Origin of the sequence: Azospirillum rugosum, from assembly GCF_017876155.1 — a bacterium.
GTDB classification, from domain to species: domain Bacteria; phylum Pseudomonadota; class Alphaproteobacteria; order Azospirillales; family Azospirillaceae; genus Azospirillum; species Azospirillum rugosum.
Genome location: NZ_JAGINP010000015.1, coordinates 1 through 23,726, shown reverse-complemented (window position 1 = coordinate 23,726; position 23,726 = coordinate 1). Strand labels below are relative to the sequence as shown.

General features: G+C 68.9%; 16 protein-coding genes. 3 read left to right on the top strand and 13 right to left on the bottom strand.

The genetic code is table 11. The annotated features are described in order from the left end of the window. Positions 1 to 12: 12 nt before the first annotated feature. The 13 genes from J2851_RS20045 to J2851_RS36585 form a co-directional block, all read right to left on the bottom strand. Positions 13 to 3,075: an NAD-dependent epimerase/dehydratase family protein gene (locus tag J2851_RS20045; protein ID WP_209768377.1), complete on the bottom strand. Its 3,063-nt coding sequence runs from the start codon at positions 3,073 to 3,075 to the stop codon at positions 13 to 15. A gap of 31 nt (positions 3,076 to 3,106) precedes the next feature. Beyond that, positions 3,107 to 4,438 carry a lipopolysaccharide biosynthesis protein RfbH gene (gene rfbH / locus J2851_RS20040; RefSeq protein ID WP_209768376.1) on the bottom strand — a complete coding sequence of 444 codons (1,332 nt, stop codon included), beginning with the start codon at positions 4,436 to 4,438 and terminating at the stop codon, positions 3,107 to 3,109. A gap of 91 nt (positions 4,439 to 4,529) precedes the next feature. Further along, positions 4,530 to 5,588 (bottom strand): CDP-glucose 4,6-dehydratase, encoded by a 1,059-nt coding sequence (rfbG, locus tag J2851_RS20035; RefSeq protein ID WP_209768374.1) that lies wholly within the window; start codon positions 5,586 to 5,588, stop codon positions 4,530 to 4,532. Between the two features lie 2 nt (positions 5,589 to 5,590). Continuing rightward, the gene (gene rfbF / locus J2851_RS20030) at positions 5,591 to 6,364 is read right to left on the bottom strand and encodes a glucose-1-phosphate cytidylyltransferase (RefSeq protein ID WP_209768372.1); all 774 of its coding nucleotides are present in this window, start codon (positions 6,362 to 6,364) and stop codon (positions 5,591 to 5,593) included. Between the two features lie 171 nt (positions 6,365 to 6,535). Continuing rightward, positions 6,536 to 6,811, bottom strand: a complete 276-nt coding sequence (locus tag J2851_RS20025) for a hypothetical protein (RefSeq protein ID WP_209768370.1) — start codon at positions 6,809 to 6,811, stop codon at positions 6,536 to 6,538. 76 nt (positions 6,812 to 6,887) lie between these two features. Then, positions 6,888 to 9,332, bottom strand: coding sequence for a glycosyltransferase family protein (locus tag J2851_RS20020; protein ID WP_209768369.1), 2,445 nt, complete (start codon positions 9,330 to 9,332; stop codon positions 6,888 to 6,890). Positions 9,333 to 9,370: 38 nt separating this feature from the next. Next, positions 9,371 to 9,949 carry a D-sedoheptulose-7-phosphate isomerase gene (locus J2851_RS20015; protein ID WP_209768365.1) on the bottom strand — a complete coding sequence of 193 codons (579 nt, stop codon included), beginning with the start codon at positions 9,947 to 9,949 and terminating at the stop codon, positions 9,371 to 9,373. Between the two features lie 81 nt (positions 9,950 to 10,030). Beyond that, a complete protein-coding gene (locus J2851_RS20010; protein WP_209768363.1) occupies positions 10,031 to 11,257 on the bottom strand; it encodes an HAD-IIIA family hydrolase in 1,227 nt (408 codons plus the stop codon). Between the two features lie 113 nt (positions 11,258 to 11,370). Further along, positions 11,371 to 12,384, bottom strand: a complete 1,014-nt coding sequence (locus J2851_RS20005; protein WP_209768361.1) for a GDP-mannose 4,6-dehydratase — start codon at positions 12,382 to 12,384, stop codon at positions 11,371 to 11,373. Between the two features lie 155 nt (positions 12,385 to 12,539). Continuing rightward, entirely contained in the window at positions 12,540 to 12,893 is a 354-nt protein-coding gene (locus J2851_RS20000; protein ID WP_209768359.1) for a cupin domain-containing protein, read from the bottom strand. Positions 12,894 to 12,924: 31 nt separating this feature from the next. After that, positions 12,925 to 13,809 (bottom strand): NAD-dependent epimerase/dehydratase family protein, encoded by an 885-nt coding sequence (locus tag J2851_RS19995; RefSeq protein WP_209768357.1) that lies wholly within the window; start codon positions 13,807 to 13,809, stop codon positions 12,925 to 12,927. Between the two features lie 38 nt (positions 13,810 to 13,847). Further along, on the bottom strand, positions 13,848 to 14,939 hold the full coding sequence (locus tag J2851_RS19990; RefSeq protein WP_209768355.1) for a GHMP family kinase ATP-binding protein: 1,092 nt from the start codon (positions 14,937 to 14,939) through the stop codon (positions 13,848 to 13,850). Further along, the gene (locus tag J2851_RS36585) at positions 14,936 to 17,278 is read right to left on the bottom strand and encodes a glycosyltransferase family 4 protein (protein WP_209768353.1); all 2,343 of its coding nucleotides are present in this window, start codon (positions 17,276 to 17,278) and stop codon (positions 14,936 to 14,938) included. The genes J2851_RS19990 and J2851_RS36585 overlap by 4 nt, the downstream gene beginning before the upstream one ends. A gap of 527 nt (positions 17,279 to 17,805) precedes the next feature. Here J2851_RS36585 and J2851_RS19980 point away from each other — a divergent pair. The 3 genes from J2851_RS19980 to J2851_RS19970 all read left to right on the top strand — a co-directional run bounded on the left by J2851_RS19980 (position 17,806) and on the right by J2851_RS19970 (position 23,585). Beyond that, positions 17,806 to 22,233 carry a glycosyltransferase family protein gene (locus tag J2851_RS19980; protein ID WP_209768351.1) on the top strand — a complete coding sequence of 1,476 codons (4,428 nt, stop codon included), beginning with the start codon at positions 17,806 to 17,808 and terminating at the stop codon, positions 22,231 to 22,233. Positions 22,234 to 22,406: 173 nt separating this feature from the next. Next, complete coding sequence (locus tag J2851_RS19975) at positions 22,407 to 22,712, top strand: hypothetical protein (protein WP_209768348.1); 306 nt, start codon at positions 22,407 to 22,409, stop codon at positions 22,710 to 22,712. Between the two features lie 123 nt (positions 22,713 to 22,835). Next, complete coding sequence (locus J2851_RS19970) at positions 22,836 to 23,585, top strand: hypothetical protein (protein WP_209768345.1); 750 nt, start codon at positions 22,836 to 22,838, stop codon at positions 23,583 to 23,585. The last annotated feature ends 141 nt before the right edge of the window (positions 23,586 to 23,726 follow it).

The following is a 23,726-nucleotide window of genomic DNA, read 5'->3' as shown; positions in this document are numbered from 1 at the left end:
GCCGGGCCGCGGCTACAACCCGTCCCGCTCCACGATGTGGAGGCAATCGTCCTCGGCGAGGTCGTACTGGCCATAGCCGGCCATGCGCCAGCGGCCCTCGTCGAGGACGAACTGGGTGAGTTCACCCAGCCGCCAGTCGGCCACGTCGGCCAGCAGCAGGCGATGGCCGTCCAGGCGCCAGTAGCCGACGGCGCCGCCGCATTCCACCTCGACGCGCCGGTCGGACCGGAAGTGGATCGGCCGGGCGCGGGAGAAGAGGCGGCTCGTCACCACCCAGCGCCGTTCGCACAGCGCCGCCTCGTCCAGCGTGATCGTCACGGCACCGTCGGCCGGCACCGGCACCCTCTCCGGGCGCTCCGCGACCGGACGCCGGAACACCAGCACGCTGCGCTCCGGCGACACCGACAGCTGCGCCAGTTCCAGACGCTGCGGCGTGTCGCCCAGCGTCAGCCGGGCCAGGACCGCACCGGTTTCGTCCCTCTCAAGGCCGTCCCAGCGGACGCCGCGGTGGCGCGTCACCACCAGCATGGGGTCGTCGGGCACGTCGCTGTGGGCGTCCAGCACCAGCCCCAGCGCCGACTTGCCCTCGCGCACCACCTCCTCGGCCCCGTGGAGCGTGCCGTCGCGGCAGACGATGTTCACCGTGACCGGCCGCGACGGTTCCGCGGCGAAGCCATCCTCCAGCGGCTGGTCGAGGAAGCGCCCCCAGCCGTTGCCGACACCCACGACTTCGTCGGGCACCAGGATGAGCCGGCCGCCGCTGGCCGAGGCGCGGCGGTAGAACTCGACCCGGCCGTTCTCGGCCGCCAGGGCGATGCGGATGGCGCCATCGACGCGCCACCAATGGCCGGCGGGCTCTCCGGAGCCGTCCAACAGCTTTCCGTTGTCCGTCCCATTCTGCGGCCGCAACTCGCCCAGCACGTCCCCGGTCAGGGTGCGCAGCCGCCACACGCTGCCGGCGAACGGCGCAAAGGTTTCGACCCGCCGCCCCGCCGCGCCCGGTTCCCGTATCAAGGCCAGCGACCAACGCCGGTCGTCCTCGGGGCGCTCTGCCTCGATCCGCTCCCCGAAGTGGCGCGCCAGCCCCACGCCCGCCGGACGCGTCACCTTGCGGATGAACATTCGCCGGAAGTTGGCCGCCGCCTTCTCCGAAGGCTCGATGTCGTCCTCCGTCACCGCCAGATTGCCCGCCTGCCCGTTCCAGACGTTGTGGCTCATGGAACCACGCTCGGCCGGCGGGAAGTTGTGCTTGATGGTGTCGAAGAAGTTCATCTCCGGACCGAACTGATGGCACATCGCCCCGTGGATTTCCTGGGCGCGGTCGTCTTCCAGAACGAAGCGGGCGAAGGTGCGGCAGGCGGTCAGGAAAGGATCGCCGCTGTGGAGGGGATAGCGACGGAACACGGAATGGACCCAGCGCATGGCGTGCGGCGACAGCATCCGCACATAGGTGCGATCCTCTTCCGTCAGGTCCAGGAACTCAATGTACTTGTTGAAGGCAAGGCCACGCATGTCAGCCGATTGCGGCATGATCATGTAGCGCTGCTTTGCGCCCCGGACGTTGGAATCCAAGCTGCGCGGCTCGGCGGTGAAGTTGAAGTTGCTCGCCGCGGGATCGGAGGGCAGAAAGGTCGGCGCCTGAAGCACAGGATCGATGCTGCATGCGCTGAAAACATCGTGCAGCATCCGCGGCATCATCCCGTGGCCATCCGGATCGTCCAGAAATTCCGGCTTCCAGGCCGGCGGCCGGCTGTGCCTCTCCATCCAGTCGGAATCGACCAGAAAGGACCGGATGCCGTTCTGGCTCAGCAACGGAAAGCTCTGGTTGCAGAGAACCTGAAACCATTGGCATTCAGGCTTCAAATCCAGGAACAACCGCATGGCGGTCAGCACATTGTCGAACAGCAGCCGTGGCCCGCCCCAGGACACGGGACGCCCATGGTACACGGTGATGTTCGGAGCCTGCAGGATGCAATCGAGGGAGACTTCCCCTCTCTTGTAATTTCCGCCGATCGAAATGTAATAATAATTACGCTCGTCATAGATATAGTAAAGCATGCGCACCAAGGAAGAAAGATCCTGGTGCCATGTGATGAAATAGAAAATTCCGGGCCGCCGTTCCGTGGCGCCGCTCGTTCCCAGGCCTTTCTCCGCAATCGCCTCTCCCGGTGCGGCAGCTTCGGCATGGGCGTTGACGAGTTCGGCCAAGCCATCTTCCAGACTGCGCCTGGCCTGCCAGCCGGGGAGATTCGGCAAGCGGTCGGTGGGCTGGAACACTTGGTGCGGCGGATAGGGGCGCTGCCCCCAGCCCATCTCGATCGGACGCCCGAACGCCGCTTCCAGGATGCCGACCACATCCCGCAGCGAGGTGTGGCGCCCGCTGGACAGGGCGAAGACCTGGTGGCGGCCCGCCGCGTTCCGGGCGGCGGTCCGTTCGGCGGCCGTCACGAACCCCTGCGCCACGTCGGCGACGTGGACCAGATCCATCATCTGCTCGCCGGCGGTGGTGGCCATCGTCTCGCCACGACGGGCCGCCGCGACGAGGCTGGGCAGAAGCTTGCCGCGCCAATCCCCGGGACCATAGACGTCGAACGGCACCAGGGTCACGATCGCCATCGCGTGCTGGCGGGCGTAATGGGCCAGGATATCCTGGAAAGCCCGCTTGCTCGCCGCGTACAGGCTGTTGGGAGCGTATCCTCCCAACTCGTCGTATTCCCACCAGCTCCCGGTGTTGACGAAGCGGCGGCAACCGGCCGCGATCAGGGCCTGGGCCAGCAGGGTGCCGTAGGTGACGTTGGCCGCAAGCTGGTCGGCCATTTCGGCCGCCGGCACCTGGGCCCGGGAGTCGGCCGCCACATGGCAGGCGACGTCGGGTGCCGCCGCCGCCACGGCCAAGGCAAGGGATGCCGCGGTCGGCTCGGCGGTGTGCAGGTGCACACCCGGCACGGCCGCGACCAGCCGGTCCGTCGACGACCCGGGGCGAACCAGGGCATGGACGTCCCACCCCCGCTCCGCCGCGGCCATGGCGACGTGCTGACCGATGTAGCCGGTCGCCCCGGTAATCAGTATGCGCATGGGGACCAGCACCCTTCCGTTTCGAGACGCTTTACTGGAAGAACTTGTGAATCCGCTCGATGACGTAGTCGATCATGTCGTCGGTCAGACCCGGGTACACGCCGATGAACAGGGTGTCGTTCATGATGCGGTCGGAGTTCTCCAGCGTGCCGGCGACGCGGTGCTCGATGTTCATGAAGCCGGGCTGGCGCAGGACGTTGCCGCCGAAGACGAGGCGCGTCTCGATGTTGCCTTCCTCCAGCCACTTCTGGAACCGCAGCCGCTCGATCCCCTCGCGCACGGTGATGGGGAAGCCGAAGGGCGACAGGCCGGCGCGCGGGTCGACCCGCGGCAGGATCAGCTTGTCCGCCAGGTCGGCCAGACCGTTCATGTAGCGGTCGAAGTTGCGGCGGCGGGCGGCGATGAACTGGTCGAGCTTGCCGAACTGCACGACGCCGATGGCGGCCTGCAGGTCGGTGGCCTTCAGGTTGTAGCCGATGTTGGAGTACGTGTACTTGTGGTCGTAGCCCTGCGGCAGGTTGCCGAGCTGCCAGCCGAAGCGGTTCTGGCAGGTGTCCGACACGCCCGACGGGCACCAGCAGTCGCGGCCCCAGTCGCGCAGCGACAGCGCCGTGCGCTTCAGCCGGCGGTCGTTGACCACCACGCCGCCGCCTTCGCCGGTGGTCATGTGGTGGGCCGGATAGAAGCTGATCGACGACAGGGCGCCGAAGGTGCCCACCAGCTTTCCGTCGTAGGTGGCGCCCAGCGCGTCGCAGCCGTCCTCGATGAGCCACAGGTTGTGCTTCTCGCACAGCTCCACGACCGTTCCCAGGTCGAAGGGCATGCCCACCGTGTGCGGCAGGAACATGGCCCGGGTGCGCGGCCCGATGGCGTTCTCAAGCTGCTTGGGATCGACGTTGTAGGTCCCGACCTCGCAGTCGACGAAAACCGGAACCAGATTGTTCTGGATGATCGGCGCCAGCGTGGTGGGGAAGGTCACCGCCGGGGTGATCACCTCGTCGCCCGGCATCAGGCGGCGCAGCGGGGAGTCGGCCAGGTTCGCGTCGATCTGCGGGGCGCAGAGCGTCGAGATCATCAGCAGGTTGGCCGAGGAGCCGGAATTGACCATCAGGAAGTCGCGCGCCTTGAACATCCGGCGCATCGAATCCTCGAACTTCTCGGTCCAGGGGCCGCTGGTCAGCCAGAAATCCAGGGACGCATCGACCAGACTGACCAGCTCGCGGTCGTCATAGACGCGGCCCGCGTAGGGGATGCGGGTCTGCATCGGCACGAACGGCTTGCGGCGGTGCGCCACCTCGTAATAGGTGCGCACCTTCGCAAGGATTTCCTGCTTCAAGCTGTCCGCGGTCTCGTCGGTCGTCATTGGTGCTGTCTTCTCGCTGGTGAAGGGAGCCCGCCCTGGAGCGGGCCTCGTCAGGAAATCCGCGCCAGCCATCCTGCCGGCAGGATTACTTCTAAGGCTCTAGGCCAAAACGCTCAAGTTGCGCGAGAGAAAGGGCGGGCATGTCGGCCCCCGCGTTGTGGGCCGCGTACCACTCCGCCGTCCAGTCGATCGTCGCCTTGAAATCGAGCCGCGGCGACCAGCCGAGTTCCCGGTGCGCCGCGTCCGAGGCGATCGTCAGGAGCCCCGCTTCCAGCCCGATCGACTCGCCGCCGTCCTGCCAGGCGGGAGAATAGGGATAGCGGGCGGCGAAGGCCTCGGCCAGTTCGGCCACCGTCCGGCAATCCTCCGGAGGCGGGCCGAAGTTCAGGGCGGCGGGCGCGCCGTCCGGCTTCTCGACGAGGCGGGCCGCGAACCGCAGATAGCCCGACAGGGGTTCCAGCACATGCTGCCAGGGCCGCACGGAGTTCGGCCGGCGCAGGACCGGGACGGTCCCGGCCGCCGCCGCCCGCGCCAAGTCGGTGACGATGCGGTGCGCCGACCAGTCGCCGCCGCCGATCACGTTGCCGGCGCGCGCCGAGGCCAGCCCCAGCCCGCGCGCCGCGAAGGGGGCGTGGAAGGCGCGCACGGCCATTTCGGTGGCCGCCTTCGAGGCGGAATAGGGATCCTCGCCGCCGAGCGGGGAATCCTCGGTGAAGGCGACGCCGTCGTTGGGGTTGGCGTAGACCTTGTCGGAGGTGATCACCAGCGCCGCGCGCAGCGACGGGCATTCCAACGCCGCTTCCAGGACATGGATCGTGCCCATGACGTTGGTCGCGAAGGTGCCCTGCGGATCGCGCCAGCCGAGCGCGACGATCGGCTGGGCCGCCATGTGGAAGATCACCTCCGGCGCCGCCTCGGCGACCACGTCCCGCACCAGCGCGCGGTCGCGGATGTCGCCGACGCGGTGCTGCATGCGGCGCTCCAGGCCGAGCAGGTCGAAATGGTTGGGCTCCGTGTAGGGCGGCAGCGACAGGCCCCAGACCTGCGCGCCGAGCCGTTCGAGCCAAAGGCTCATCCAGCTTCCCTTGAAGCCCGTGTGCCCGGTGACGAGAACCCGCCGGCCCTGCCAGAATGCCTTGTTCACGGCCATGATCACACCCACGTCATCCAGGGCGCACGCCCGGTGGAGCAAAGCTGGTCGAGGTAGTTGCGGTCGCGCAGCGTGTCCATGGGGTGCCAGAAGCCGTGGTGCTGGAACGCCGCCAGCTGCCCCGCTTCCGCCAGCCGCTCCATGGGCTGCCGCTCCCAGATCGTGTCGTCGCCGTCGACCAGGTCGAGCGTCTCCGGCGACAGGACGAAATAGCCGCCGTTGATCAGGCCGCCTTCGTCGATCGGCTTCTCGGCGAACTGCGTGACGATGCCCTCCGTGATGCCGAGCGCGCCGAAGCGGGCCACCGGCCGAACCGCCGTCACCGTCGCCAGCCGCCCCTTTTCCACGTGATGGGCCAGCAGCTTGGTGATGTCGACGTCGGCGACGCCGTCGCCGTAGGTCATGAAGAACGGGGTGTCGTCGTCGAGATAGCGCCGGATCCGCTTCAGGCGCCCGCCGGTCATGCTCTCCAACCCGGTGTCGACCAGCGTGACCCGCCAGGGATCGATCTCGCTCTGCAGCACGGACACCGTGTTCCGCGCCACGTCGATCGTCACGTCGGATGCCGCCAGGTTGAGGTTGGCGAAGAATTCCTTAATGTAAAAGCCCTTGTACCCCAGACAAATCACAAAATCCCGCACACCGAAGTGGGAATAAATCTTCATGATGTGCCACAGGATAGGCCGCCCGCCGATCTCGACCATCGGCTTTGGCTTGGTGACCGTCTCCTCACTCAAACGGGAACCCAATCCACCGGCCAGAATGACGGCCTTCATGCGGGATATATCAGGGGTGCGTTCGACTCGCATGGCTGCGGCAAATCCTATGTCGTCGACCTATTGCAAAATCCTCGGCCCAAATTCCGGCAACGCCATCAATAAACGGCTTGGCAACGCACAGTATGGACCGTGGACATTTCTCGCTTTTTGTTAACCAAAATCGCACCTCTACCATCCACATAGCCTGCCGTCAACAGAAAGCACGAAACGCCACAATAACGTCTTGGCATCGGGCACGTTGGCCAGCCGAAGTTCCTGATGGCCGCGCCGCCCGCGATTGCCGGCATTCGGCTTCAACTTGACGACCGGCCTTCTGATGTTGCGGATCCGGCCGATTCCAAATTCTTCACTATTTCCTTCGAAGCGCCGCCATTCAAAGCGCTTGGGGCACCGCACCTGCACGCTGCGCCGGCGGGACAGGGTCCTCAAGGTGCACGACGTCATTCCCGTCTTCCCCTTTCGCTCCCGCCCCGCCGGGGCTGCAGGCGCCCGGCGGGTTTCCCGCCGGGCGACACCCGCGTCAGTAGCCGCGCTTCTCGCCGATGCCGTGGCGGAAGAAGTGCTCGTAGCCGTTCTTGAACTCGCCCGCCTGCTTGGCCGCGGCGACGTCCGGGTTCAGCGCCAGGTACCGGTCCTCGTTGAACTCGCTGTTGAGGTACAGGAGTTCGGGAACCGGATGCTCCTCGCCCGTCGACAGCATCAGCGCGTAGAGACGGACCGACAGGTAGCGGCTTTCCCCCGGCGGGCGGTAGGCGTTGGCGCACTCGATGTCGATGGTCAGCGGCTCGCCCGCGCGGACCACGCCCTCCGGAACCGCCGCCGTGATGATCGCCCGTCCGGGCCTCGACAGGGTCACCGTGGCGACCGCCGTGCCGTTGACGGACAGCGTCACCGTCTGGCTCGGCAACTTCCCGGTGATCAGCGGCTCCAGGTCGCAGCGCAGGAAGCAGTTCGAGGGCGGATCGACCAGCTGCTGGCGCATGCACACCTGGGCGTGGACGCCATCGATCCAGACCCAGTGGTCCTCGGTGACGCTCCACCCCTTGCCGAGATAGTCGGCGTGGTTGCCGCTCTTGCCGAAGATGATCACGGACTGCTGGCGGTACGGCGCCAGGCCGCGCGGGAAGCCGCGCATTTCGCGCGCGGCCGGGGTCAGCAGAAGCTCGCCGTCGGCGAGGGGCTGCACCTCCGGCCGGACGATGCGGTCGAGATAGCCCAGGTCTTCCAGGTAGCTCTGCTGCAGGCTGATCGCCAGCATGGGCACCGGGATGTGGCGCTCGTTCTCAAGGTGCCGGATGCAGGTGGCGCTGGTCGTCGGCTTCAGGGCGCCGCGATGCTCGGCCGCCGTGGCGAACAGCAGATGCTCGATGCCGTCGAGGTCGCGCAGCGCCAGCGTGGTTTCGGCGTCGTACAGGCCGCGGCGGAACAGGAACAGGCCGGGGTGGCGCTGCAGGCGGGCCATCTGCTGGCGGTACAGCCGGTCGAAGCGCAGGAAGTCCAGCGTGCGGCGACCCTTCCCGGCCGGCTCCGTGTGTTCGAAGATGGCGCCGGAATAGGCGCCCAGCGCGGTCTGGTCGTCGTCCAGCACGCGCTTGAGACGGCTGAGGTGGTCGGAGAACCAGCTCTCCGCCGCGGTCATGAAGCAGAAATAGTCGGCGCGGCTGCGCGACAGCGCGCGGTCGACGGCCTCGCCCAGGCGCACGAGGCGCGGGCCGACGCTGGCGCTGACCCCGTCGCTCTCGTAGAACGGGAAGGTCAGGACCTCGCCGCGGAGCCCCGCCGGAACGACCGCCCGCACCTCGTCGCCCATGTGGGCGAAGAAGCCTTCGTCCAGAAGCAGGGTGAAGGTGACCGCCTGGTAGGTCTGGGTGGCCAGCGACGCGAGCATCTTCTGCAGCGCCGACACCGGGCCCGACACGAAGGGGATGATCACCTCGATGGCGTCGTCGGTCTTGCTGGCATGGACGCTGCGGCCGATGGCGGCGCGGCGCGTTTCCGTGGCGGCGAACAGGTTCTCGAGCAGCTTGTCCATGGCGAAGCGCTCAAGATAGATCCGCTGCGCCTCCGCCGCCTTGGCCAGGGCGGCCTCGGGGTTGCGCTCGATCCACAGCAGGTGGTCGGAGATCTGCTCGAAGCGCTTGCGGCCGTCGGCCAGCGGCGAGATGTAGAGAAGGTTGTCGCCGTAGCGGTCGCGGAAGAAGGGATGGTCGTCGGTGATGACCAGGGCACCCGCCGACAGGCCTTCATACAGGCGCGACGAGGCGATGCCCGAATGGAAGTGGACGTCCGACATCAGCGCCAGGCAGATGCCGCACTTGTTGATCTCGCGGATCAGCGACCAGCCGTCGAAGGCGATCGGGCGGACATAGCTCTCGTAGTCGCCCCAGACCTTCACCCCCATGAATTCCTTCGGCCCGTACAGGGCCAGGTTGCCCGACTCGTCGAGCAGCCGCAGGAGGTCGTGGTGGCGGCCCTTCTGGTTGCTGATCTTCTCCCAGTTCATGCCGCAATAGAAGATCTTCCGCTCGCCCAAGGTGGGCGCGAAGATGGAATCGGAGATCGACGGGTAGAACTCGACGGCGTCGTTCGGCAGGCGGGGGAAATGGGGGCGCAGCCGCTGGACGTGGCGCAGGGCCCGGTCGGAGCCGGAATAGACGAAGTCGTCGTGGGAGATCAGCTGATTGACCGACTTCTCATAGCCCCAGTCGGGGTAGAACTCGATCGGGTTCCACAGCGCGGTGTAGGTGTAGGCGTCGAACAGCTTGGGCGATTCGAAGTGGAGCGAAAGGGCGAAGTCGATGTCCTGCGGGCGCAGACGGTGCGGCGTGGCCGATGAGAGGGTCGACAGAAGAAAGCCCTCGTTGTTCACGAGGCTGCACTGGATGCCCATCGTCTTGGCCGCCCGCTGAATGCGCAGGATGGCTTCATACTCGGCGTTGTGTACGTCCGGCCAAGTTACGATCAACGCAAAGTGTCTTTGGGAAGCCATAGGCATTTCACTCCTTAAAGATTCTTTCCGGCCACGGCTTCTTCGACCTTGGCGCAGATGAAATGGTAGAGGGCAATGTGCAGCTCTTGAATCCGCGGCGTGACCCGCGACGGCACGGCCAGCAGCACGTCGGACAGCGCCGCCATCCGCCCGCCGCCTTCGCCGGTCAGGGCGATCGTCGTCATCGACATGGCCTTGGCCTTCTCGAAGGCGGCGATCACGTTGCCCGAGTTGCCGCTGGTCGAAATCCCCCAGACGACGCCGCCCGGCTGGCCGTGGGCCTCCACCTGGCGCGAGAAGACGCTGTTGTAGTCGTAGTCGTTGCTCCACGCCGTCAGCACCGACGTGTTGGCCGACAGCGCCATGACGTTCAGCGCCCGCCGCTCGACCAGGAAGCGCCCGACCAGTTCGCCCGCGATGTGCATGGCGTCGCTGGAGGACCCGCCGTTGCCGCAGACGAGAACCGGAAGACGGCGGTCGAGGGCCTTGGCGAGGACGTCGACAGCCTGGTCCGTGACGGAGGACAGATCCTGCTCGATGGTCTTGCGGAAGAGTTCAGCGCTTTCCGCCAAGTAGCTGTTTAGGGTCGACATGCTCGAATACTCCTGAGGCTTGCTTGCCAAGCGAGCGGGAACGGTGCCCTCGGTCCGCAGGTCGGCGTCTTTGGAACGGAGTCAGGTGGTGCGGAACGGCTCACTCCCGGAACGGGCGAGGATGCCGGCGACCACGGTGTCGAGATCGCCACCGCGGAACAGCGTGCCGGCGACGCCCGCGCGCTGCGCGGCGAGAAGGTCGCTGTCCTTGTCGCCGACCAGGAAGCTGCGTTCCGCATCGACCGGCCAGTCGGCCATGGCCTGCGTCAGCATCCCCGGTTCGGGCTTGCGGCAGGCGCAGTCGGCGCGCAGGGGCGGCTCGCCGTGGTCCGGATGGTGCGGGCAGTGATAGAAGGCGTCGACATGCGCGCCGATGGCGCGCAGCTCGTCCTGCATCCAGCCGTGGAGCGCGCGGACGTCGTCCTCGCCGTAGTAGCCGCGGGCGATGCCGGCCTGGTTGGTGACGACGAAGACGTAGAAGCCTGCGTCGTTCAAACGCTTCACCGCCGCCTTGGCGCCGGCCACCCAGGTGATCTGGTCGGGACGGTGCGCGTAGCCGACGTCCTCGTTCAGCACGCCGTCGCGGTCGAGGAAGGCGGCCGGGCGCCGGGTCCGGGCGGGAATGACGGTCTGGGCCAGGGCGAAGTCCGCGGGCACCCCGATGTCGAGGAAGAAGGCGTCGTAGGCCCGCCCCTCGATCGCGCCCTCCGCCACCAGGCGGGGGAACAGGTCGCTTTCGATCGAGCAGGGCGACGCCGGCAGCCGGTCGAGCACCCGCTTGTCCAGCAGGTAGATGCCGCCGTTGATCAGCCCCTCGCCCTGCCCGGCCTTCTCGCGCATGGCGACGATCCGCTCGCCGTCGACGGCGATGGCGCCGTAGCGGCTGGTGTCGGGAACCCGCCGCAGCGCCAGCCGGGCCAGCCGGGACCCGTCCTCCGGCAGGGGCGGAACGGTCAGGTCGTTGAAGTTGACGTCGAACAGCGTGTCGCCGTTGAGCAGCAGGAACTGCGGTTCGAGAAGGTCGGCCACCGGACGCAGCGCGCCGCCGGTTCCGGCGGGTTCCGTCTCGATCACGCAGCGCAGGCTGAGCCCGGGCCGCCGCGCCTCCTCGCAGAAGCGCGCGACGCTCTCGCCGCGGTAGCCGGCCAGCATGACGATGTCGCGGAAGCCGTGCCGGAACAGCGTGTCGACGAGATAGCCGAGGAACGGGCGCCCCCCCACCGGCAGCAGGGGCTTGGGCGTGTCGTCGGTCAGCGGACCAAGCCGCGTTCCCCGCCCGCCGACAAGAATGATGGCTTGATGCACCATGGATTCTGGGCTCGCTCGTTCCGGAAGTCGATCCGCCCGGAGGTCGGTCCGTTGACTGAAAAACGGCAAGGGAAACGGGCAGGGCCGATGTCCGCCGGCCCTGCCCCGGATGGTCAGCGGGTCAGGAAGTCCTTGTGGGTCCGGACGCGCTCCCGCCAGTATTCGAGCAGGTCGGACATCGTCGTCTGGAAGGGGATCTCCGGCTCCCAACCGGTGTGCGCCTTGAACTTGGCCGTGTCCGGCACCTGCAGGTCCGCGTCGATGGGGCGCAGGCGCTCCGGATCGGTCTCGACCGCGATGTCCTTCACGGTCGACATGCCGCGCAGGGTGTCCAGCATCTCGCCGATGGTGCAGGTGTAGGTGCCGCCGATGTTGTAGTACTCGCCCGCCTGCGGGTTCTTCGTCACCAGCATGAAATAGGCGCGCACGGCGTCGCGCACATCGGCGAAGGTGCGCAGCGAATCCAGGTTGCCGACCTTGATGACCGGCGGAATGCGGTTCTGCTCGATCAGCGCGATCTGCTTGGCGAAGGTGGACTCCGCGAACACGTCGCCGCGGCGCGGGCCGGTGTGCGTGAACATGCGGGTGCTCATCACCGTCATGCCGTAGGCTTCGGCGTAGAAGCGCCCGAACAGGTCGGTGCCCACCTTGGAGATGGCGTAGGGCGAGGCCGGGTGGAACGAGCATTCCTCGTTGATCGGCAGCTTCTCGCGCGGGACGCGGCCGAACACCTCGGACGAGGCGCAGTTGTGGATGATGGCGTTCGGGCAGTACTGGCGGGCGGCGTCCAGCAGGCGCACGGTGCCGGTGATGTTGGTGTCGACCGTCTCGATGGGCGAGTCGAAGCTGACCTTCGGGAAGCTCTGCGCCGCGAGGTGGAAGATGTAGTCCGGCTTGACCGACGCCAGGGCCGCGTTCATCGACAGGCTGTCGCGCAGGTCGCCATGGACCAGGAACACCCGGTCCTTGCTGTTGATGCGCGGGATCAGGTGCTGGATGTTGTCGAGCGGGCTGCGCCAACGCGCCAAGCCGTAAACGTCCCAGTCCGTGTGTTCGAGCAGGTAGTCGGCCAGATGCGACCCGACCATGCCGGTGATGCCAGTGATGAGCGCACGCGCCTTGGTCATCGTCGAAAAAGCTCCTTAGGCTTGAAAAGGTATTGGTCGGGAAGCCCGCAGCGTATCCCTGGTCCGCTTCCGGAAGGGCATCACGCCGGATTGAATGCCATTAAATTCTTAGCAAACAATGAGCGGACTTCCCGTTGAACGATCGACGCGCGCCGTCAGCTGTGAATGTCGAGCGTGCCGTCTTCCAACTGGACTCCGCGGTCGTAGAGCGCAACGATCACGCTGTCCTGGTCGTAGGCGAAGGTGTGGCGCACACCGGGATCAATATGGAAGAAGGCGCCGGCACCGATCTGGTGCTCCTGCTTCTCGCCGTTCTTTTCCAGCGTCAGCTTGAATCCGCCGGACACGCAGAAGAACATTTCGCGGGTCTGCTCATGCCAATGGTTGCCGCGGACGGTCCCGGCGGCGGACTGGATGACGTTGACCTGCGACCAGCCCCCCGAGACGAGTTGACGCAGGGACCCGCGCTCGTCCCCGTGGGTGAATTCCGGCTCTAGAAACGTGATCATTGTGAGGCCTTTTTTTCTCTGAAGGCGGGCGTCAGAAGCGGCACACGACCCGGTCGAGGCCGAGCAGGCGCTTGAGCTTGCTGTTGTCGAGCAGGATGTCGCGGGCGCGCCGGTCGGCGAAGAAGGTGCTGTCGCCGAACAGGACCGGCTTCAATCCGCTTTCCGGCAGATCGTGGGCGCGGGCGATCGCCTGCGCCACCTCGAACTTGGACAGCGGCTGGTCGGAACCGATGTTGACCACCCCCAGGCGGTCGTGGGGGAAGCGCTGCATCAGCCGCAGGATGAGTTCCGACGCCTGGTCGAAGTCGATGGCCGAGCGGTACTGGTCGGCCAGCATCTCCATGACGTCGCCCCGGCGCAGGGTGGAGGCGATGACGTCGTAGAAATGCGGGCGCCCGATCCGGCTGGGCCCGATCAGGAAGGAGCAGCGCGCCACGTTGTGCCCGAAGGCCAGGACGATCTGCTCCGCCACCACCTTCTGGCGCCCGTAGGCGTTCACCGGCCCGACCGGGTCGGTTTCGCGGAAGAAGTGCTTCTCGACGCTCTCGCCGTAGACCACGTCCGAGGACACGTACCACAGCCGCGCCCCGGCCGGCAGAGCGCCGAGCAGCGCGGTCAAGCCGATGAAGTTGATCTCCGCGGCCTGGGCGAAGTTCTCGCGCACCTTGTCGGGGTGATGGATGGCCGACAGCACGATGACGCGCAGCGGCTCCGTCACGCCGGCCAGTTCCGCGCCCAGCGCGGTGATCTGCTCACGCTTGGCGAGGTCGAGGGGACGCCAGGACACCCGCCCGCCCGCATCGTCGGCCGGGGGGGTGCTGCAGTAGGTGGCAACGATCCTGTCGTCGGTGTGTTCGAGGATGTTCTTGAGGAAGTAGCTTCCGAGATAACCGGAGGCACCGACGATAAGCCACATGGTGCGATATCCTTAGACGATGTCTTTCAAACGCCGGTTCAGGCGGGAATAAGGGCTCGGCGGCGGTTGAAGGCGGTGTCCGTCTGCGGGACGTGCCAGGATTGCACCCCTTCCTGGACGAAGGAGGTCGGCAGGACGAAGCCGCCGTCCCGGCTCAGCGAGCGGATCACGTCGAGGCGCCGCACCGGATCGACGACCAGCATCATGAAGCCGCCGCCGCCGGCGCCGGAGATCTTGCCGCCGATGGCCCCGGCCTTGAGCACCGCCTCGTACAAATCGTCGATGTGGCTGTTGGAGACGCTGCTGGCCGTGCGCTTCTTCGCTTCCCAGCTCTGATGCAGCAGGCGGCCCAGCCGGGCGATGTCGCCGGCCACCAGGCACTGCCGCATGTCGCCGACCATCTCCTTGATCCGGTGCATGCTCTCCACCGCTTCCGACGACGGCTCGGCGAGGTTCTTGGCCTGGTTGGCGATGATGTCGCCCGACGAGCGCGAACGGCCGGTGTAATAGAGAACGAGGGAGCTTTCCAGTTCGCGGATGATGCGCGGGGCGATCTTCAGCGAATTGACCACCACCTCGCCGTCGGGAAGGAACTCGATCAGGTTGAAGCCGCCGAAGGAGGCCGCGTACTGGTCCTGGTGGCCGCCCTGCAGCCCCAGGCTGATCCGCTCGATCTCGAAGGCGACGCGCGCGATGGAGTATTCGTCGAGGCTGGCGCGCAGCAGGCGGTCGTAGGCGCTGATCATCGCGACCGTCAGGGTCGAGGACGAGCCGAGGCCCGATCCCGGAGGCGCGTCGCAATGGGTGGTCACCGTGATGGGCAGCGCCCGGCCATCGCCGAAGCTCTGGATCATCCGGTTGTAGACCGCGCAGTGCAGCTGCAGCGCGTTGTCCGTCGGCAGTTCGTCCGCCAGGTCGAACGACATCGACTGTTCCATGTCCTTGGCGTGGAAATGGATGCGGCCGTCCGGCGAGGGCTGGATGCTGGTCAGGGCATGCAGGCCGAGCGTCGCGTTCAGCACGACGCCGCCGAAGCGGTCGACGTAGGGCGAAATCTCGGTTCCGCCGCCGGCAAAGCCCAGGCGCAACGGGGCGCGCGACCGGATCACGGAATCGGAGAGGTGTTTCATCGCTGGAAGCCCCGGATTAGGTGCTGATTGGAATCGTGGTCGGTTTGCGCGGCCTCGGGCTGGCAGCGCCATTCGGACGTCCTCCGGCCGGAAATCCCCTGGCCGGACATCACCTGGCGAAGCACCGCGGCGTAATGGGCGCCCACCACCTCGGGCGCGTAGGTCGCCATCGTCAGCCGCCGCCCCTGCTCGGCCAGCCGCTCGCGCAGCTGCGCCTCCTCGAAAAGGCGCCGCATCCACCAGGCGGCGTGCTCGACGCTCGGCTCCACCCACATCTGGCCGGCGGCGAACGGGTATTCGTCCGCTCCCACCGGCCGCGGCCGGTGGTCCACCAGGGCGGCGCAGCCCGGCGTGGTGAAGTCGAGGTTGCCGGAATGGCCGGTGACGATCACCGGCTTGCCCAGCATCATCGCGTCGGCGATCCCGCGCCCGAAGCCCTCGGCCCGGTGCAGCGAGACGAAGCAGTCGCAGGCGCGGTAGAGGTCGAGCACGGCTCCGCGGGTCAGCGTCCGCCCGATGATGGTCATGCGCCGGTCGGCCGCCGCCGTGTCGAGCATGGACAGCCACACCGGGTTCTCGCCCGTCGCGCGCATCGCCTTGATCACCAGCCCGACCGGCTCGTCGCCGCGCGGGAAGGCCATCCGGAAGGCCTGCACGCAGGCCTCCGGGTTCTTGCGGAAGAAGCTGGACAGCGCGTCGAAGGAGAAGACGAAGAGGAAGCGGTTCTCGGGCAGGCCGAAGTCGCGCCGGCCGAGCCCGTCGCTGGCGTCCACCGTGACGGTCATGGGCATGTGCCGCACCGTCCTGGGGCAGCTCGCCGCGTAGGCCTGGTAGGTGTAGCGGGTCGACGCCCAGACCTCGTCGACGAGGTCGTAGGCGTGCCGCCATTCCCGCGGCCATTCGGGCAGCTCCCATGGCCAGAAGCCGATGGCGGGCCGCCCGTCGAACAGGCGCCGGCCTTCGAACGCCGCCAGGCGCGCCGTCTCGATGCCGGTGGTGCAGATCATGTTGACCGCATAGGGCAGGCCGTCGCCGATCAGCCCCTCGACGCTGTCGTCGCCCTGGCACACGCTGGGCCCGGGATCGACGTTGTAGATGCTGAAGGGGATGCCGGCGACGCGCATGGCGTGCGCGGCCATCCGCACGTCCTCGCCGATGCCGAACTGGCCGCGCGCGGCGCCGATCAGGTTGACGCCGAACGGCAGGTCGCCCCGCCCGTTGCGCACCGCCGGGGCGGGCGTCCCCTGGGCCGGCGTCGCGGCCAGCTTGGCCAGGCGCGCCAGGACGGGATAGCGCGCGCGGCCCTCGCCATCGGCCCAGAGGCGGAAGTCCGGCGCGGCGGGATCGGGAAAGCGCTCCTGCAGCGCCACGTCACCCGTCCACAGAAGCGACAGGACGCGCGGCACGGGCAGCGCCTCGCCGGCCGGGGCCAGCAGTTCCCCCGCCATCGGCGCGTCGATCACCTCGGCCAGCTGCAGCTCCCCGACGCCGTGGACGACGTACCAGGCCAGGAATCCGGCCCGGCCGCCGGCCTGGTCGAGCGGAAAGGCCGCCTGAAGGTCGGGCCGCCGGAGCCAGATCTGGCGCATCAGGCGGCTGATGGGGATGGGCGTGTCGGCCGGCAGGCTCTCGTCCGGCTCGTTCAGGAAGCGCTTCTGCTCGTCGGTGATGTAGCGGGCGAGGCCGAGTTCGCCCGGCCCGTTGATGAAGACCCACCAGGCGAAGTCCCGCTGCCCTTCGGGCGTGGCGAGGTTGAAGGCGTTCGGCAGGTCGGCCCGCGCCCGGTGCACCATCGTCATGAATCTGGTCAGCACCGGATACTGCCCCGGCACGGCCTCCGGGGCCGGCTCCGACAGCAGCGGCCGGGCCACGGCCAGGGCCAGATCCGCCCAGCCATCCGACTGGCGCCGGCCGTGGACGATCAGCCAGGTGGCGAAGTCGCGCTGCCCTTCGGGCGTGGCGAGGTCGAACACCGTCTTCAGGTCGGGCAGAAGCGACCAGGCCTGCTTCATCAGGCGGGTCAGGCGCGGCCGCACGTCGGGGAAGGCTTCCTCCGCCGGCTCCGACTCCAGGTCGCGGGCTCGTTGCTCCTCGCTGATCTCGGCCAGGGCGCGGTATTCCGCCGCGCCGTTCAGCAGCAACCACGCGTTGAAGCGCTCCCAATCCTGTCCGCAGTGATCGCGGAGGTCGGGACGGATCAGCCAGATGGTTTTCCGGACGTTGTCCAGCCAGGCCTGTTCCGTGGCGAAGGGGCGACCGCCGGTGTGCTCGGTTCCGGAATCATTCGTTCGGGGGTCCGGAAAACCCGGCACCAGCACCGGAGGCGGATCTACAAGCACAGCGACATTCCGGCATTTGCGCCCCACGGCTTGCGCCGGCGGGCTGACATCGTGCGAACCAACGCAACCCTCGCCGCGCTTCCCTGCCAGGTTGCGGCAAGAAAGGCTGCTGGCTCAGCCAATTTGGGTAACTCGGTCGGAAGACCTATATCACGGCGATGGAAGCAGGATCAACATCATCCCCATACGCTTGCCTGTCCGGGCGGGGCGATCAATCATTTGTCATCGCCCATTGATGTCACTGACGGATCGCTGGAGAGGATGAGGCTTTCGCCTCGGAAATAAATGTTACAAGTTTGCAATGCAACCGTCGGCGAACCTTCTGCCAAGCCTTGCCGATATTTCCCTGGCCGGGTCCTTTCCGCGTGGAGCGGAGCAGAAGGGATGAAGAGTCCGGCGCAGCGCCGCCGGCCGGCCCGTTAACCCGGCATCCACTCTTTCCGGGGAATGTGGTCCGATGACACCAACCCGTGGTGGACGAGCCCTTGCCCGGCCTCGCCACCCTGCTCACCAGGGAACGTTGCTGCATGCTGCCCGCCGACGCCGTTAGCGATGCTTTCGTCCTGTCCTACGAAGGCTTTCTCGACGGCATCGGGCCACGGCACATCCGGGGCTGGGTCGTCCGGACGGACCAGCGGTCCGACGTGGTGGAGGTGACGATCCTCCTGGGACGGACGCCGATCGGGTCGGTGCGCGCCGACCAGCCGCGCCCGGATCTCGACGCCGGCGGAATCGGCGCGCACAGCTTCGTCTTCGACATCCCGCCGGACGTGCCGTCCGACGCCTTCGCAACGCTGCGGGCGGTCTGCCCCGACGGGTCCGACCTGCCGCGTCCGACCGACTTCGTGATCAAGCCGCCGCTGGCCGGGCAGATCGACACGGTCACCGCGCGCAGCCTGTACGGCTGGGCGTTCGACCACCGCCGGCCGGACGAGCCGCTGGCGCTGGAACTGGTCGTGGACGGCGCGGTCGTGGCCGAATGCCTGGCCGACCAGACCGTCCCGGAACCGGAGCCGAACCTCTTCGGGGGGAGCGGCGTCGGGCGCCATGGCTTTCACGCCCGCCTGCCCGCCTGCCTGGCCGACGGGACGCCCAAGCGGATCCACGTCCGGGTGGCCGGCGGCGGCGAACTCGACAACAGCCCGGTCCTCGTCACCGTCGCTCCCGGCGGCGACGACGCCGGGGCGGCGCGACGGAACGAGGGGGCGGTCGAGTTCCTCGACGCCCACGTCATCGAAGGCTGGGCGCTCGGCGACGCCGCCGGCGCGCCCGCCGTCGTCGAGGTGCTGGTGGACGGCGCGGTGGCGGCCAGCGGCCGGGCCTCCCTGAAGCGCGCCGAGCCGGCGCCCGCGGCAACCGAGGACGGCAAGGCGCCGGGCGGCTCCTGCGGATTCCGGATCGGCACGCCGGCGGTCCTGCGCGACGGCTTCGAGCACGAGGTGGCCGTCCGCATCGCCGGGACCGGAACCCCGCTGGCGGACGGCGAGCGCCGCCTGCGCTTCGGCCGTTACGTCGGCGTGGTCGAGACGGCCACGCCGTCCGGCATCGACGGATGGATCGGCGTGAAGGGGAAGGACGCGGGCGGGCGCATCCGCGTCGCCGCGTCCATCGACGGGCGGACGATCGCCTCCACCGCCGCGCTGTCGCCGCGCACCGACGTGACGGACGCCGGCACCGCCGACGCGGCCTTCGCCTTCCACCTGCCCTTCGAACCGCCGCTGGCCACCGACGCCATGGTGCGCGTGGAGGTCGTCGGCGCCGGGTACGAGCTTGCCCGCTCCCCGGCCCTGGTCCGCCAGCCGGAGGCGCCGGAGCACATCATCGGCTATTTCGACTCCCTGCGCCGCTGGGAAGCCGTCGGCTGGGCGCTCGACCTCAACGCGCCCGAGCGGCCCATCGATCTCGAACTCGTCGTGGACGGCAAGGTGATCGGCCGCTTCACCACCAACGTCTTCCGTCCCGACGTGAAGAGCGGCCATCCCAGGGCGGGCAACTGCGGCTTCCGGATCGACACCCCGGCCTTCGTGCGCGACGGGCGGCCCCACGACGCCGTGGTCCGGGTGGTGGGCAGCGGCAATCCCCTGAACGGCAGCCCGATCCGGGTCAGCTTCCCCAAGCGCGGCCGCCTGGGCGGAACGCCGCCGGCGCTCGCCGACTTCTTCCGCGCCTTCCCCGCCGATCCCGCCCCGCCCGTCACCGTCGACGCGGAGTCCTGCGCCGTTTCCCTGGTGATCCTCAACCGCAACGGGGAGGCCCTGCTCGACCCGCTCTTCCGGTCGATCCAGCGCTGGTGCAAGGCGGGGACCTACGAGATCATCCTGGTCGACCATGACTCGACCGACCGCAGCCGCGCCATCGTCGACGGCTGGTGCGCGCGGCTTCCCATCGTGACGGCCTATCTGGACCACAACGGCTCGTTTTCCGCCTCGAACAACCGGGCGGCGGCGCTCGCGCGCGGGCGGCACGTGCTGTTCCTCAACAACGACGTCATCCTCGTCCAGGACATCCTGTCGCCGATGACGGCGATCCTCGACCAGGATCCCGGCGTGGGCGTGGTCGGCTGCAAGCTGCTGGACACGCTGGACAAGCATTCCGAACTGGACATCCCGCCGATCCAGCATCTGGGCGTGCGGTTCTGCGGCAGCGACCGGCCGGTCTACAGCCCCTACGACGAGAAGTTCTCGCCCTGGTCGGCCGCCGGCGCCCACGTCGCGGAGGAGACGGCGGCCACCACCGGCGCGATCATGCTGGTGCGCCGCGACGAGTTCCTGGCCGCCGGCGGCTTCTGCGAGGCGTACGTCTACGGCTACGAGGACGTCGATCTCTGCCTGAAGTACCGGCAGCGCCTCGGCAAGCGCGTGATCACGGCCAACCACCTGACCGCGCTCCACCACCGCGGCTTCACCCGGCTGACCGGGCGGGAGCCGGCGGTGGCCGGCCGGCACGCGGACAACGACCGCCTGCTGGCCCGGCGCTACGGCTACGCCGTCAAGCGGCTGGTCCGGGAAAGCCAGGTCGCGCGGGACCGCGTCTACACCGTGGAGCCGCTGCGCATCGGCTTCGTGGTCAGCGAAAGCGGCCCCGCGGCCACGGCGGAGGACCACGCCCTGGCGCTGGAGCTGGGGCGCGCCCTGCTGCGGCATCCCGGCATCGAGGTCGTGTTCCTGGACGAGCACCAGGACTGGTACGACCTTGCCGACCTCAGCCTGCTGATCGTCACCCGCTGGGACTACGACCTGACCGCCGTGGTGAACGCCGGCCCCGACCTGCTGTGCGTCGCCTGGTGCCAGGACCGGTTCGAGCGGTGGGAGGAGCAGGACTGGTTCGACCGCTACGACCTGTACCTGTCCGCCTCCGCCAGCTTCGCGCAGCGCCTCGGCGAGCGGTTCGGGCCGGCCGTCCTGGCCTTTCCCAACGCCGTCGATCCCGACCTCCACGCGGCCGGCCGGCCCGACCGGCAGCTGGAATCCGACGTCTGCCTGACGGGCGCCGCCCACCGCGTCGGCCCGGCCGTGGCCGACGCGCTCGACCCCCGGCTGCTGCCCGGCCGCCGGCTGGCCCTGTTCGGGGAAGGCTGGGACGAGGATCCGCGCCTTGCGGCCTGCGCGCGCGGCGTCCAGCCCCACGCCCGCCTGCCCGACCTGCACGCCTCGACCTCCCTGGTCGTCGACGGCGCCGGCGCGGACGAGCGCCGGTGGGGCGTGGCGGGCCCGCGGACGCTGGCCGCCCTGGCGGCCGGGCGCCTGGTCCTGACGAACGCGGAGGCCGCCGCGCGGGAGGCATTCGACGGGCTGCTGCCGGTCTGGTCGGACCGCGACGACCTCGCCCGGCGGATCGCCCATTTCCTCGACCATCCCGACGAGCGCGACGCCCTGGCGGCCCGGCTGGCGGCGCTGGTGCGGGAGCGCCACCACTGCGGGCAGCGGGCCCGGTCGCTGCTCGACCAGCTGCGCCGGCACGCGGAGACCAGCCTGCGCATCGCCCTCAAGGTGCCCGGTCCGACGCCAGGCGCCAGCAATGGGAGCAGCGGCGAGACCGGCGGACCCGAGCGCCGCATGGCCGAGGCCCTGGCGAAGGCCATGCGGGCGCACGGCCACCGCGTGCGGATCGACGGCCGGCCCGAATGGCGGCGGATGGACCGCATGGACGACGTCGTGATCGTGCTGCGCGGCCCCGACGCCTACGAGCCGCAGCCGGAACACATCAACATCCTGTGGCTGACCGGCCAGCCCGGGCGGGTGTCGCGCGCGGAAATGCTCGGCTACGACCATGTCTTCGTCGCCTCCGCCGCCTGCGCGCGCCGGTTGGCCGAGACGGGACTGCCGGCATCGCCGCTTCTCCCCTGCGCCGAGGTCCGGCCCCGCGAGCCCCAATCCGGGTCCACCGCCGGCGCCCACCTGTTCGTCGGCGACCGTCCCGCCGGGCACCGCGGCATTGCCGTCGACGCGTTGGCCGCCGGGCTGCCGCTCGTCCTTTTCGGCGAGGGGTGGGACGGCACGGCGCCGCTCGACCGCGTCGAAGGCCGGCGGATCGCGGGGGAGGACCTGCACCGTCTGCGCGCGTCCGCGGCGACCGTCTATGTCGACCTTTCCCCCGACGATGCGGCCGATGGCTTCCTGCCGCTCGACCTGTTCGAGGCGGGGGCCGACGGCGCCTTCGTCGTCACCCGCCCCGCCCCGGCCGTCGCGGAGCTGTTCGGCGATGCCGTCGCCACCGGTGCCGACGCCGCCGAGCTTGCCGCCGCGGTGTCCGATCTCATGGCCCGTCCCGAGGATCGGGACAGGCGGGCGCAGCGGCTGGCGGCGCTGATCCGCGATCACCACAGCCCGGCGCAACGGGCCGCGGAAGCCCTGGGGACGATCGGCGCCCTGCACCGGATGCGGATGCAGGGGGGCGACGACGCGCCGGTCGATCCCGCCACCGCCGCCGCCTGGACGGGACGGGTGACGGCTTGAGGCGGCTTGAGGCGGCTTGACAGGGCACGCCACCTAATGTAGGAATATTTTCGCCAACACCCGACGTGCATCCCCGCCCGGCCCCCCGCCGTGGCGGGGTTTCTTTTTTCCGGCCGCGCACGCCGGCCGGGCCGATCCCGACAACACCCTGCCGACAGGAAGGAGAAGCGCTTATGCCGCTTTTGCCAACGGACGACTATGGCCACCACATCCAGGCGCTTCGGCCGGGCACCGCGCAGGCGGTGGCCATCGCCGCCACGTCGACCGCCTCCGCCCCCTTCGGGGCGACCACCACGGTGGTGCGCGCCGTCGCCACGGCGCCCTGCTTCCTCGTCCTGGGCCGCAGCCCGGTCGCAACCCAGGCCGGCCACTATCTGCCGGCGGACGCCCCGGAATATTTCCGCGTCGTGCCCGGCGAATCCCTGGCCGCCATCCGCGCCACCGGCGACGGCACGCTCCACCTGTCGGAGATGCTGTGATGCTGATCCGCACCGGCCTCCTGCTGAGCGCGGCGCGGCGCCTCGCCACGCTCCTGACCACCCGTTTCGCAAGCCCGCTGGTGACGCGGTCGGGGCTGCGCCTCATCCGGAGATGACCGTCCCATGCCCGACATCGCCATCCACCAGCTGCCCGCCGCGGGCGCCCTGACGGGAGCGGAAATCGTGCCGGTCGACGACGGCACCGCCACCGTCCGCACCACGGTCGACGCCATCCGTCAGGGTCTCGCCACGTCCGTCCACGGCCACGCCGTCGCCGATGTGAACGGCCTGCAAGGCGCGCTCAACGCCAAGGCCCCGCTGGTTTCGCCGGTCCTCGGCGGCACGCCGACCGCGCCGACCGCGCCCGTCGGCACCAACACCACCCAGCTCGCCACCACCGCCTTCGTCCACTCGGAACTGGCCGCGCTGGGCAGCCTGTCGGCCCAGAACGCCAACGCCGTCGCCGTCACCGGCGGGTCGATCAACGGCACCCCGATCGGGGCGACGGCGCCCAGCACCGCCACCGTCACCACCCTGACCGCGACCGGCAACCTCGCGGCCGGGTGGGTGGCGCAGATCACCAGCACCGACGCCGGGAACACCGGTCGCGTTCTCATCGGCAGCCGATACAACGCTGCCGCCCTGCAAGGGGCGACGGCGGCCGGCGCAGTGGCCGACCTGCACCTGAACCCGGACGGCGGCGGGCGGGTGCTGTTCGGCTCCGTCCCGGCTCTGCCGAGCTACACCATCGCCACTCTGCCGACGGCGACGGCGCGCGGGCTGATCTACGTCTCCGACGGCGCGGCGAACCGGCGGCTGGCCGTCAGCGACGGCACCGGTTGGCGGTGGCCCGACGGCGCCGCCGTTTCCTGATCCACATCGCGTCTTGGAGGCACTTATGAAGACGGAAAAGCACGCTTACGAATTCCTGGTGCGCTGGGACCGCGACGGCCGCCTGTCGGGCGCGCACGCGCAGTTCCGCTACGTCACCCGCGACGAGGACGGCGCCGTGCT

What these genes read in the sequence shown, in the direction of transcription:
- J2851_RS20045 (WP_209768377.1), bottom strand. Translation starts at nt 3,075, where the DNA reads ATGCGCATACTGATTACCGGGGCGACCGGCTACATCGGTCAGCACGTC.
- rfbH (WP_209768376.1), bottom strand. Translation starts at nt 4,438, where the DNA reads ATGACGACCGACGAGACCGCGGACAGCTTGAAGCAGGAAATCCTTGCG.
- rfbG (WP_209768374.1), bottom strand. Translation starts at nt 5,588, where the DNA reads ATGGCCGTGAACAAGGCATTCTGGCAGGGCCGGCGGGTTCTCGTCACC.
- rfbF (WP_209768372.1), bottom strand. Translation starts at nt 6,364, where the DNA reads ATGAAGGCCGTCATTCTGGCCGGTGGATTGGGTTCCCGTTTGAGTGAG.
- J2851_RS20025 (WP_209768370.1), bottom strand. Translation starts at nt 6,811, where the DNA reads ATGACGTCGTGCACCTTGAGGACCCTGTCCCGCCGGCGCAGCGTGCAG.
- J2851_RS20015 (WP_209768365.1), bottom strand. Translation starts at nt 9,949, where the DNA reads ATGTCGACCCTAAACAGCTACTTGGCGGAAAGCGCTGAACTCTTCCGC.
- J2851_RS20010 (WP_209768363.1), bottom strand. Translation starts at nt 11,257, where the DNA reads ATGGTGCATCAAGCCATCATTCTTGTCGGCGGGCGGGGAACGCGGCTT.
- J2851_RS20005 (WP_209768361.1), bottom strand. Translation starts at nt 12,384, where the DNA reads ATGACCAAGGCGCGTGCGCTCATCACTGGCATCACCGGCATGGTCGGG.
- J2851_RS20000 (WP_209768359.1), bottom strand. Translation starts at nt 12,893, where the DNA reads ATGATCACGTTTCTAGAGCCGGAATTCACCCACGGGGACGAGCGCGGG.
- J2851_RS19995 (WP_209768357.1), bottom strand. Translation starts at nt 13,809, where the DNA reads ATGTGGCTTATCGTCGGTGCCTCCGGTTATCTCGGAAGCTACTTCCTC.
- J2851_RS19990 (WP_209768355.1), bottom strand. Translation starts at nt 14,939, where the DNA reads ATGAAACACCTCTCCGATTCCGTGATCCGGTCGCGCGCCCCGTTGCGC.
- J2851_RS19980 (WP_209768351.1), top strand. Translation starts at nt 17,806, where the DNA reads ATGCTGCCCGCCGACGCCGTTAGCGATGCTTTCGTCCTGTCCTACGAA.
- J2851_RS19975 (WP_209768348.1), top strand. Translation starts at nt 22,407, where the DNA reads ATGCCGCTTTTGCCAACGGACGACTATGGCCACCACATCCAGGCGCTT.
- J2851_RS19970 (WP_209768345.1), top strand. Translation starts at nt 22,836, where the DNA reads ATGCCCGACATCGCCATCCACCAGCTGCCCGCCGCGGGCGCCCTGACG.